General features: G+C 67.7%; 8 protein-coding genes. 7 read left to right on the forward strand and 1 reads right to left on the reverse strand.

Annotated elements, in window-relative coordinates; genetic code table 11:
* Nucleotides 1-2: 2 nt before the first annotated feature.
* The 5 genes from Q664_RS24675 to Q664_RS24685 all read left to right on the forward strand — a co-directional run bounded on the left by Q664_RS24675 (nucleotide 3) and on the right by Q664_RS24685 (nucleotide 5301).
* A complete protein-coding gene (locus Q664_RS24675) occupies nucleotides 3-2216 on the forward strand; it encodes a bifunctional class I SAM-dependent methyltransferase/NUDIX hydrolase (RefSeq protein WP_043400526.1) in 2214 nt (737 codons plus the stop codon).
* Between the two features lie 777 nt (nucleotides 2217-2993).
* Nucleotides 2994-3506 (forward strand): hypothetical protein, encoded by a 513-nt coding sequence (locus tag Q664_RS55080; protein ID WP_235216859.1) that lies wholly within the window; start codon nucleotides 2994-2996, stop codon nucleotides 3504-3506.
* A gap of 46 nt (nucleotides 3507-3552) precedes the next feature.
* Nucleotides 3553-3975: a hypothetical protein gene (locus tag Q664_RS57995; protein ID WP_075207500.1), complete on the forward strand. Its 423-nt coding sequence runs from the start codon at nucleotides 3553-3555 to the stop codon at nucleotides 3973-3975.
* 13 nt (nucleotides 3976-3988) lie between these two features.
* Nucleotides 3989-4636 (forward strand): hypothetical protein, encoded by a 648-nt coding sequence (locus tag Q664_RS24680; RefSeq protein ID WP_075207501.1) that lies wholly within the window; start codon nucleotides 3989-3991, stop codon nucleotides 4634-4636.
* A 128-nt stretch (nucleotides 4637-4764) separates the two neighbouring features.
* Nucleotides 4765-5301: a hypothetical protein gene (locus Q664_RS24685; protein ID WP_152622320.1), complete on the forward strand. Its 537-nt coding sequence runs from the start codon at nucleotides 4765-4767 to the stop codon at nucleotides 5299-5301.
* Nucleotides 5302-5317: 16 nt separating this feature from the next.
* Here the strand turns inward: Q664_RS24685 and Q664_RS24690 are convergent, their stop codons facing one another.
* Nucleotides 5318-7663 carry an ATP-binding protein gene (locus tag Q664_RS24690; protein WP_084610343.1) on the reverse strand — a complete coding sequence of 782 codons (2346 nt, stop codon included), beginning with the start codon at nucleotides 7661-7663 and terminating at the stop codon, nucleotides 5318-5320.
* A 343-nt stretch (nucleotides 7664-8006) separates the two neighbouring features.
* Between Q664_RS24690 and Q664_RS24695 the strand changes: the two genes are divergently transcribed.
* Complete coding sequence (locus Q664_RS24695) at nucleotides 8007-9749, forward strand: OmpA family protein (RefSeq protein WP_043400535.1); 1743 nt, start codon at nucleotides 8007-8009, stop codon at nucleotides 9747-9749.
* 18 nt (nucleotides 9750-9767) lie between these two features.
* On the forward strand, nucleotides 9768-12108 hold a 2341-nt coding region (agmC, locus tag Q664_RS24700), incomplete at its 3' end, for an adventurous gliding motility protein AgmC (protein ID WP_075207502.1).

The following is a 12108-nucleotide window of genomic DNA, read 5'->3' on the forward strand; positions in this document are numbered from 1 at the left end:
CCATGGGCAACAAGACGAGCACGGCCGAGACGTACGCCGCCCAGCACCGCGGTGACGCGGACCACTACGCCACCTACTTCGCGGGCATGGATGCCTCCATGCAGCAGAAGGTGGCCCTCACCACCGCGCACTTCCCCACGCGGGGCCGGGTGGCGGACATGGGCAGCGGCTCGGGCCGCGGCACCCATGACCTGGCCTGTCTCTATGGCGGCCTGGAGTTGGTGGGCGTGGACATCAACCCCGTGTCCGTGGACATGGCCGCCGCCACCTACCAGCGCCCCAACCTGCGCTTCGTCGCGGGCGACATCGCCGACCCCGTCTTCCCTCCCGAGTCCCTGGATGGAGTGCTCGACTCGTCGGTGCTCCACCACGTCACCAGTTTCAACGGCTTCTCGCTCGCCCGCCTGGAGACGTGTCTGGACAACCAGGTGCGCGCGCTGCGGACCGGCGGCGTCATCATCATCCGTGACTTCCTCGTCCCGGACGGGCCCGCGGAGGTGTGGCTCGACCTTCCCACCACGAATGGCGCCGCCGAGGGTCCCGTCCAGGGTCTGTCCACCGCCGCGCTCTTCGAGCGCTTCGCGCGCGACTTCCGTTGCAGCGTCAACCGGGATGGCCCGGTGCCGTACACGCGGCTGGCTTCGCCCCACCGGGGACACGTGCGCTACCGGCTCACCCTGCGCGCCGCCAACGAGTTCATCCTCCGCAAGGACTACCGCACCGACTGGGACGTGGAGCTGCTCGAGGAGTACACCTATTACTCCCAGGCTTGGTTCGAGGCCGCCTTCCGGCGCCGGGGGCTGCGCATCGTCAGCTCGATGCCCATCCGCAACCCGTGGATCATCGCCAACCGCTACGAGGGCCAGTTCCACCTGTCGGGGCTGGATGGGAGGCCGCTGCCGTACCCGCCCACCAACTACCTCATCGTGGGCGAGAAGGTGCCTCCCGGGGCGGGCGTCGAGCTGCGCGAGGAGCACAGCGAGCCGCTCGCGACGCCGCGCTTCCTGTCCCTCGGTGCGTGGCGCCACGAGGAGACCGGCCGCGTCTGGGAGTTGGTGGAGCGCCCGGGGCGGACGATGGATGTGCTGCCCTGGTTCCGCCAGGACGGCCAGGTGTTCGTGCTGGCGAAGAAGGGTTTCCCTCGGCCCATCGTCAACGCGTGCGCGGACCATCCCAACCTCGGGGGCGCGGAGCTCTCCGGCTACGTCACCGAGCCGCTCGCCGCCATCACCCATGCCGGCGAGGCTCCGGACAAGGCGATTGCCCGCATCCTTCGAGAGCGGGCCGGGCTCGGGGCCGACAGCATCCGCGCCTTGTCCGAGCCCGTGCGCTACTTCACCTCGCCCGGCGGGGTGAACGAGCGCGTGTCCGCCTGGCTGGTGGAGGTGACTCCGGCCAGCGGCCTTCCAGTCCCTGACTATGCCCCGTTCACCAGCTCGGGCTCGGTGCGCGAGCTGGACGCGCGGCAGGTGCTGCGCGCCTGCCACGTGGGCGGCATGGTGGATGCCCGGTTGGAGCTCAACATCCATCGCCTGCTGCGCCACCTGAGCACTTCGCCCGGGCCGTGGATCGGCGCGCCCATCCAGCTCTCCGAGCAGTCCGGTGGGCCGAAGTGGGCCGATGACGCGCTGACGCCCGCGAAGCGCGCGGTGTTCTCGGTGTACGAGGACGGGACGGTGGGCTACCTGGATCTGCGCACCGGTACCTTCTCCGAGCACGACGCGGAGGGAAGGGTGCTGGCGCGCGTGCCTCGCGAGTACCTCGTGCCGCGCGAGGCCAGCCGCAACACGGCGGTGGCGCTCCCGGTGGTGCGGACGAAGGAGGGCATCCGGGTGGGCATCGAGCACCGGGAGCTGCCGGCGGTGCAGCACTTCACGGGCAGCGCCACGCTCGCGGTGACACCGGCCTGGCGGCTGCCGCGGACGCTCGGCGACCTCAGTCAGGTGCCCGCCTTCATCGCCGAGCGCCTGCGCGAGGAGTTCTCCATCACGGTGCGCCGCACCTGGGAACTCGGCGGCTCGTACCATGCAACGCCGGGCGTTACCCCGGAGCTGGTCTGGCCGTTCGCCGTGGAGGTCGAGGCCGATGCGGCGTGCGACTCGCGCCTGCGCTGGCTGCCGCTGGAAGTGCTGGTGGGCCAACTGGACACGGTGCACGACGCGCACCTGCTGGTGGTGGCCTGGCGGCTGGCACACGCGCTGGGCGTGCTGGGGTGAGCAGGGGATTGCGTGGGAGCCTTTTGTTCGGTGCCGCAGTGCGACACTTCGGATTCCAACTCCCCGCACGTGGCGTGGCCACCATCAGCCAGCATGCTCTTGAGTCGGCATCAAGTGTGAGTCAAGCGTTTTCAGCCAACCTCCCACATCGGCCTACCCGGCTGCGTTGTGTCGTCCTGACGTGCTCGATGAAACAGACGTCCAAGGTGGCATTTGGAGTATGACTCCAGAGGTCGTTTCCTATAGGATGCGGTGACGCGTCATCCGCGTCCGCGCCTCATTTGAGCGAGCTACTCCAGCCGTTCTTTACTTGGGAATGTTGAGCGAAAAGCGCCTGAGAAAACGCCTACTTCATCGGTCTGCACACGCCCCATCGTTCACCACTCACGGCCCTACTTCATGGGTGATGATTTCGCAGTAAGAGCCCTGCTTGCCCGCCCTTGACCACGGCTTTCCAGGTGCTCCTCTCCCCCCCTGATTTCAGGATAGGCAACTCTCGGTTGCTGAACGAGATAATGCGATAGCCCGCCTGAAGGCGTGTTCTTCATCAAGGCCGCTGGGGGCGAGGTGGAGCTTCCCAAATGATCTCGTGCAACCTGTCTCCAAGCCGCTTGCGGCTCATCACCGCAGGGGTGCTGGCAACCCTCTTTGGGATGCTCAGCCAGTAACCCCTACATCAGGGTGCGGAGACTGCCTGATGGCCAGCTTCAGGTTGAGGGCCCTTTGGCAGGCCCCTTCAAGAAGACAGAGGAACTGGCTGCCCACGCGTGTGAGGTGATGAGTCGTCAGCCCGGAGCTGATGCGCGCTACGGCCAATACGGCAAGGAGTACTGCGCGCTTCACTATTACTCAGTGGAGGACGCCGCCTATTACCTTTCCTATTTGTCGGACATCGGAGGCGATGGTGCAGGCGGTTCGAAGTACTGCACGGTACCGACGTCTCTCCACCACCTGAAGGAGGGAGAGGTCATCATTCTTGGTCCCGGCCATACCCATTCCATCAACATGGAAATGTCCCACATCGACTTGGGAGCTGGGAGAGCCGAGGGTTTTTCTCCTCTTGGACCTTCTCGGTTCTTCAATGAGACCACCAAACGCGTTTGGGACCGCCAGCTCTACGCCTTCTACCGGGACACCGGCGGAAAGTGTCATGCCTTTAGCTACAATTACGCCAACCGTGTCGTGGCTGCCTTGAGAGAAGGCAAATGGATTCCAATTGGGAAGGCCGAGGGGTACTGGGGGAGTTTCAAGGCCTTTGATGGGCAAGATTGGGAGCTACCATCGAAATGAATACATATCTGGCGCCGGGAATGGCTCGTACTTTGGAGATTCGCACATGAGGGTATTCATCCCCGCGGTCCTGCTTTCCTGCATGCTGAGCGGTTGCTCGTTCCTTGGGTTTCAATTGCGGAGACATGCGGAAAGAGCACCTCCAGAGGAGGCTGCGGGAATCAAGTTTCCTGCCTCTTTTGAGAATGAAACCCATGTGCCGGGACCAATGGCTGTTGCTCTTGAGGTCGCCATGAATGAGTTCCTCCCACCTGGCTCGGGAATCACAACCAACGACTCCGATAAACGGGTGGCGAATTGTCTTTCCCGCAGGAGTTCCTACGAAATCCTGCTCATGAAATCCAGTGACGATCTGTTCTTCGTCAGATTCATCCCAAACCTTAAACGCTGTGGCCTGGAGGATGAGATTCTGGATGGGGGAGCAACGTATGCAATCGACGGTAGGGGCCGTGTACTCGATGTGCGTTGAGGTGGCTGGGAACATGCGGCTGTCCGCCGTGTTGGGGCTCATTCTTTTGGTCGGGGGTTGGGGCTGCGCGGCTCGGCCTGCCAGCTTCGCCATTCATGTGCACGATGAGCCAACTGGCGCCGTGCGGTACGAAGGGCCACTCGCGGGCCCCTATGACGAATTGAGCACCCTTGTCGACACAGCATGCAAGCACATGAAGTCTCAAGTCGCTGACAAGGGGCCCATCTCGCCTGGCTATTGTGCGCTTTTCTTCCACGCGCCCCTGGTCGACTCGCCGTCTCCCAGAGAGAAGTGGTTCATTGCACACATCTCGCCCATCGGCGTCACGAACGAACTGGAGCGTTCCTGCCGCCTTCCTATGGATCCGGTCGAACCCACATCGACCGCACTGCTGGTCCTCGGGGGAGGGCCCACCGGGCTACAGCCTTCTGTTACCAGCATCTGGCATCCGACCTTGTTTCTCAATCAGACGACTGGAAGAACCTGGGAACACGATGTGCTGGTGTTCTCCATGGACGCACCCGGCACCTGCGCCGTCTACAGTTTCAGTGGCTTCAGCGGGGTCGTCACCCGGAGACAGCACAAGACATTCGTGCCTGTTGGCGCGATTGACAACGGCGAAGGCGTTCTACGGATCTCCGCCGGCAATACAGGCCCATGACGAGACACGTTCGTGGGACGCTACGCTCTTTGCCGGGACTCGAGCGGTTGCTGGACGTGTGTCGGAAGCACGGGTTCTCCGTGGAGTCGCCGCCGCCTGGGCGCTCCATTCCAGCCGCGGGAGAGGTGGTGGCGGGTCATCCCTTCGACCCGGTTCTCGCCACCGTCTACAGGCGGATGGGAGGGCTGCGCATCGCGGGGAAGGACGGCGAATTGCTGCTGCATCGTCTTGATGACCAGGTGGATGGGCTCGCTCTCGCCACGGGCGCACGGCGGAGGGGCACGCAGGAGCCTTTTCACTCCTCCGTGGCCTTCGGTTGCATCCCGGACCTCGCCTACTACTTCGCCGTGGTACCGGGTCTGGCCGACGAACGGGGACTTCAGCCCGTCATCTACATCAACGCCTATGCGGAGAGATATGTCCTGCCCGTTGCCTCGGATGTGGATCGTTTCTTCGACACCTTCTCGCGCTACCTCGACATCCTGGTAGGGGATGAGGGGTATCGGCTCGATGGGATGCGAGGGGTCGACTTTCCCTCGGGAGTTCCCGAGCTCATTGCTCGCGACAGGCGGCTCGTCGAGATGCTCGACACCGGGCGCTTCGATTTCATCATGAACCTGGGGGACGAGTATCAGGACTGGCTCGCCCGGGTGAAGTCGGCCTGAGAGGAGAGGGCAGGCTCTACTCCCGCCCCTCTTCCTGATGCGCGGACGAGTCCCGGCGGTTGCGCTCCGGCTCCGTGGCCGCCGGTAGCCGCACCGTGGCCACCGCGCCACCTCCCTCGCGCGGGCGCAGCGAGATGCGGCCTCCGTGCCGGCGGACGATCTCCCTCGACACGTACAGCCCCACCCCAATCCCCGAGATGCCCGTCAGCTCGCGCCGGTCTCCCCGCTCGAAGCGTCCGAAGAGCTGCTCCTCGTCCTCCACGCGCAGGCCGATGCCCCGGTCCGCCACCACCAGCTCCGCCTCGCCCTCCGGCCGCCTCCGCATCCACACCTGGATGGCGCACCCCGTCGGGCTGTACTTGATGGCGTTGGACACCAGGTTGTGCACCACCTGCTCCAGGCGCAGCTCGTCGAAGTCGCCCATCACGGGCTCCGTCTCGAGCTCCAGCGTGTGCCGCGGCGAGGTGCTCACCAGCGTCTCCGCCACCCGCCGCACCACCTCGCTCAGGTCCATCCGCGTGCGCTGCAGCGGCAGTTGCTCCAGGCCCAGCTGCGAGGCGTCCAGCAACTGGTTCACCAGCCGCGTCACCCGGTCCACCTGCCGGCTCACGTTGTCCAGCCGCTGCGCGTGCTCGTCCCCCAGCTTGCGCCGCAACAACTGCACCTGCGCCTTGAGCGCGGTGAGCGGCGTCTTCAGCTCGTGCGAGGCGATGGAGAGGAAGGCGTCCTTCTCCCGGCTGGTGCGCTCGATGGCCTCCAGCTGCCGCGACAGCTGCCACGCCATCCGGTCGAACGTCTCCGCCAGTTGGTTCAGCTCGCGCGGTGCGTCCTCGGCCGCCTCGGCGGCGCGGGCCGTGCGCTCTCCCGCGGCCAGCCGCGCCGCCGCGCGCGACACCCCCTGCACCGGGGCGACGATGGTGCGCGAGAAGGCGAGCGCCAACAGCACCGCGGACACCGTGGCCAATCCCAGCGTCCCGAGCAGCCCGAAATAGGAGCGCTCCACGTCCCGCTGCAGCCGCGTGCCCGGTTGCTGCACCACCACCCGCCAGCCCAGCGGCGGCACCTCCACCACGCCGAAGTGCTGGAGCGTGCCCATCCGCACCAGCATCACCGCGTCCGGCTCCGCCTCGTAGGTGCCCGTGCCCTTGGAGCCCGACTCCTCGAGGGCCCGCGCCAGGGCCGAGCTGATGATGCTGCGCAGCTGCCCCGGCTCCTCCTCCGACGAGTCGAAGATGATCCCGCCCCGCGCGTCGACGACCAGGATGCGCCGTTGCCCATCTCCAATCTGCGCCTGGGCGTGCCGGCGCAGCCGAGGCAGGTCCACCGCCGCCAGCACGTACCCCGCGTACCGCTCGTCGCGGCGGATGGGGGCCAGCGTCACCACCAACGGCCCCGTGACTCCTCCGCGCCCGAGGAAGACGTCGCTCACCAGCGGCCCGCGCGAGCGCCGCACCTCCTCCACATAGGCGCGGTCCGAGAAGTCCGTGCCCGCCAGCGGACGGCCCGCCGCGTCGGTCCTCGGGGAGAACGCGAGCGCCACCCCGGCCGGACTTCCCACGTAGGCGTTGATGACCTCGGGCGAATAGGTGACGAGTGCGTCCAGCTCTCCCTCGAGGAAATGGGGGCCCGGCAGCGCTCCCTCCGCCGAGAGGCTCGACGAGAGCGTGCGGGCCAGCCGCGACACGCCATGCCGGGCGTGCGCGAGGCTGCTCTCGATTTCATTGGCCACCACCCGCGCGGCATGCAGGTTGGCCTCGTCCAATTGCCGCACCTCGGAGGTGTAGCGCTCGCGGCCCTCGGCGCCGCCCAGCACCAGCAGCGGGATGATGGCCCCCAGCGTGAGCGCCGAGCCGAACACCCGGCCCAGCGACATGTTCGCCAGCGGCAGGGGCAGCAGGGCGCGCAGACGCCTGCGCACGGGCGGCAGCAGCACCACCACCTGGAGGATGAGCGCCGCCAGCAGCCCGTTCACCGCCTGCTTCAGCCCCGCCACCAGGATGGCCGGGGTGGGAATACCGGCCAGCAGGAAGTAGGTGGCGAGGAAGTACAACGGACTGAGAATCCAATACAGCGCGTCCGCCGCCACCGGGGTGAGGCGCCGGCGCAGCGCGCCCACGACGAGGCCCTCGAGGGCGATGTTGAGCCAGCCCCACGGGTGGCCCCACAGCCAGAGCGTCCTCACGCCGGAGACGGCTCCCGCCAGCGCTCCGGCTACAGGCCCGCACAGCACCCCGGCGGTGAGCACCAGCAGCGGCCCGAGCAGCAGATGCACCCCGGGCAATACCTCAAGGGCCGCCAGGTTCAGCAACAACCCGGCCAGCCCGAGGCCCAGGCCGCAACCGATTCGCCCCAGGACGCTCATCAGTGCCCCACGGTGCGCACCTGCTGCCTTCACGGCAACGTTTGTTTGCCCTCGGGTGCTACTGGGAGTACGAACCACGGGTTCACTGAAGGACAGAGCAGGCGGGCGCGAGACTTCTCCAGAGGCACTGGAAGCCGGAATCGCGGTTCCCCGAAGGACAGGCTGGCGTGCGCCACACCCTGAACGATGTCTGGACACCTCGCGCCATCTCGGGTCTGTATGCGCTCGGCGTCATCCAGGGTCGTACGGAGAGTCCTCCCCACCTCGCTCTTCACCTGGGATGCAGTGCCGAGGGGCGGTCCAGCCAGAAACGGACCCGCAGGGGCCCCGACACGGAAAAATCATGAGCCACACCAAGCTGTCCCTCCTGTCCGCCGTTGCCACCCTCCTGCTCGGCCCGGCCGCGCTCGCGCAGCCCTCGGGCCTGCCGTCGTTCGAGCTGGAGCGCCTGGAACTCAACCCCAACGGCCGCGGTTCGCTGCTGATGGGCACCGGCGAGCTGCTGCCCAAGGGCGGCTTCCGCCTCTCGCTCGCGGGCCATTACGAGAACGATCCTCTCGTGATGTATCGGAACGGCACCCGGCTGGGCTCGGTGGTGGGCAACCGGGCGACGGGGCACCTGCTGGCGGCCTGGGCGCCGATGCAGTGGCTGGAGCTGGGTCTGCAGCTCCCGCTGGTGCTCTGGCAGAGCGGGGATGACCTGAGCGCGCAGAACGTCGCGTCCCCGGCCACCACGGGCCTGTCCACGCCGATGGCGCACGTGCGGCTGGGACTGCTCGCGCAGCGGCGGGATGCGCCGGTGGACCTGGCGCTCGAGCTGGGCGTGGGCCTGCCCGTGGGCAGCGCGGACACGCTCTCGCGCGACAGCGTCGTCCGGCTCTCGCCCAAGGTGATGCTGGGCCGGAACTTCGGCGCGCTGCGCGCGGGCGTGGAGGCCGGAGCGTTGATCCGCCCCTCCGTCGTCCTGGGGGACGTGGGCGAGGTGCAGGACGAGCTGGGCAGCGAGGTGCGCCTGGGCGCGGTGGTGGCCACCACGGGCGACGGGCTGCGTGGCGAGCTCAACGTCCGCGGCAGCGTGCCGCTCACCCGCGAGCAGGGCTCCCTGGAGGTGCTGGCGGGCCTGAGGTTGCCCCTGAGCGAGTCGCTCGAGGCCTACGCGCTGGGCGGCCCCGGTTTCGGCAATGCGCCGGGCACGCCCACGTTCCGCGTGCTGCTCGGCGTGGCCATGGGCGGAGGCGAGCGGGCGGACACCTCGCGCCGCGATGATGACGGCGATGGCGTGGTGAATGGCGAGGACTCGTGCCCCATGGAGGCGGGGCCGGCCGAGCGCCAGGGCTGCCCGGTGAAGGACACGGACAAGGACGGCATCGAGGACGCCGCGGACAAGTGCCCCACGGAAGCGGGCCTGGCCGAGCGTCAGGGTTGCCCGGTGCGCGACGCGGACCAGGACGGCATCGAGGATGCGGCGGACAAGTGCCCCACGGAGGCGGGCCCGGCCAATCGCCAGGGTTGCCCGGTGCGGGACGCGGACAAGGACGGCATTGAGGATGCCGCGGACAAGTGCCCCACGGAGGCGGGCCTGCCGGAGCTGCGCGGCTGCCCGGCGAAGGACACGGATGGTGACACCGTGGCGGACCACCTGGACAACTGCCCCGCCGAGAAGGGTGTGCCGACCAACGCGGGCTGCCCGGTGCAGCAGAAGCAGATGGTGGCCATCCAGAAGGGCAAGCTGGAGATCAAGGAGCAGGTGTTCTTCGCCACCGGCAAGGCGATCATCCAGCCGCGGTCCTTCAAGATGCTGGACCAGGTGGCGAAGATCCTCCAGCAGCACCCCGAGGTGGACCAGATGGTCATCGAGGGCCACACCGACGACCGCGGCAACGCGGAGGCCAACCGCAAGCTGTCGCTGGCGCGGGCCGAGGCGGTGAAGGGCTACCTGGTGAAAAAGGGCGTGGAGCCGTCGCGCCTGGAGGCGAAGGGCTTCGGTCCCGACCGGCCCATCGATTCCAACAAGACGGAGAAGGGCCGCGCGGCCAACCGGCGCGTGGAGTTCATCATCGTCACCCCCGAGCGCGAGCTGCCGTAGCTGAAGGAAACGAAGAACATGAAGAACGGACTCTTCAAGAAGTGGCTCACGGCGGTGCTGTGCACGCTGGCCCTCGGCTCGACGGCGGCGCTGGCCGAGCCGGATACGTTCGGCCTGGGTACCGGGCGCAACGGCGAGCTCACGGTCTCGACCGCTGGCACCAACTACGTCAACAGCTATGCCCAGGTGACGGGACCGCTGGCCGCGGGAGACACCGTCATTCCGGTGGGTACGTGCACGGGGGCGGCGTCCTGCTTCGCGGCGGGAGACCTGGTGCTGGTGCTCCAGACGACGGGCCTCGTGCCCGAGCCCGCTTCCGGTGACGCCACGCCGATCGACCTCAACGTCACGCACAAGGAGGTGGGCCGCTGGGAGTTCGCGCGGCTGGCCTCCGTGACCGCGGGCTCGATGACGCTGACGGCGCCGCTCATCCACGACTACGCCGCCAACGTGACCCAGGTCATCCGGGTTCCCGAGTACACGTCCGTCACCATCAACGCGGCCCGTAGCATCACCGCGCCCGCGTGGAACGGGAGCACGGGTGGCGTGATCGCCTTCCTGGCCCAGAACACCTTCACCAACAACGGTAACGTCAACGCGACCTCCATCGGCTTCCGCGGCGGCCTCTTCGTCGACGACGAGAGCGGCGAGGTGGGGTGCCTGGACACTGATCTGGACAAGGCCGCTGCCCAGGGGGCGCAGAAGGGCGAGGGGTTCGCCATCACCCGTTATGGAAACACGCACACCGGACGTGGCAACGTGGCCAATGGTGGTGGCGGAGGCGTCTGCTACAAGTCCGGTGGTGGTGGTGGTGGTAACGGTGGCGCGGGTGGCGTTGGCGGTAACTCGGGGGATGGCAACAGGCCCGTGGGTGGCCTGGGCGGCGCGGCGGTCGATAACACCGGCACTTCCCCCCTGCTCACCCGCCTCACGCTCGGCGGTGGTGGTGGTGCGGGTCATGGCGACTCGGGAAGCACCGTGGCGGGAGGCAAGGGCGGTGGCATCGTCTTCATCCGTGCCAACCAGCTCGCTGGAACGGGCACCATCTTCGCGAACGGTGAGTCCGTCGGCGTGGCCGCGAACGATGCCTCCAGCGGCGGTGGCGCGGGCGGTACGCTCTATCTGCGCTTCGCCGCGTCGGCCGCGTGCAATACCAACCTCATCGGTGCGCGAGGTGGCATTGGTGGCAACTCGGGCCTGGTCCAGGTCGGGCCGGGCGGCGGTGGCGGTGGTGGCCGCATCATGTTCCAGTCCGCGAGCGGTACCTGCGCCATCAGTTCCAGCAGCGTCGGTCGTGCCGCAGCGGGGACGCAGCAGGATCCATCGGCACCCGGTGGCGGCACCTACGGCGCGCAGTCGGGCGTGGACGGCGTCTTCTCCCGGTTGACCACGGGTTTCCCCACCTCACTGCCTGTTCCCACGGTGACCGCGCCGGCCGACGCTTCCTCCACCAGCAACCGCAGGCCCGACATCCGGGGCTCGGCCCAGCCCAACTCCACGGTGGTCATCTATCTCGACGGGGTCGAGGTCGGCCGGGCGACGTCCAACTCTTCCGGCATCTACGTCTTCTCCCCGCCCGCGGACCTCGCCGAGAAGACCTATACGGTGCAGGCGGCCCTCGAGGTGGAGGGTGTGCAGAGCTCCAAGAGCGCGGCCAACACCTTCACCGTGGACGTCACGAGGCCGAACACCTTCATCGACTCGGGTCCGGCGACTCCCACCAACGCGACGAGCGCCATGTTCGACTTCAGCGCGAGCGAGCCGGGCGTGCGCTACGAGTGCAGCCTGAATGGTGCGGCCTTCACCACCTGCACGGACCCGGTGACCTTCACCGACCTCACCGAGCGCGTGCACACCCTCGAGGTGCGGGCCATCGACGCCGCGGGGAACGTGGATGACTCCCCGGCCAGCTACACGTGGACGGTGGACCTCACGCCGCCGGACACCGTCATCGTCTCGGGTCCTCCCACGCGCACCAACTCCACGAGCGCGACGTTCGACTTCGACGTGGTGGTGGCGGAGCCGGGCGTGACGTACGAGTGCAGCCTGGACAGTGCCCCCTTCACCTCCTGCACGGATCCGGTGACCTTCACGGATCTGACGACGGAGAAGTCGTACACCCTGCGGGTGCGTGCGAAGGATTCCGTGGGCAACGTGGACCTCTCGCCGGCCAGCCACACGTGGACGGTGGACCTCACGCCGCCGGACACCACCATCGTCTCGGGCCCGCCCGCCCGCACCAACGCGACGAGCGCGATGTTCGACTTCAGCTCGGAGACGGGGGCGACGTTCGAGTGCAGCCTGGATGGTGCGCCCTTCACCGCGTGCGCGGACCCGGAGACGTTCACGGGCCTGGACG

Origin of the sequence: Archangium violaceum Cb vi76 (assembly GCF_000733295.1) — a bacterium.
Lineage (GTDB): Bacteria > Myxococcota > Myxococcia > Myxococcales > Myxococcaceae > Archangium > Archangium violaceum.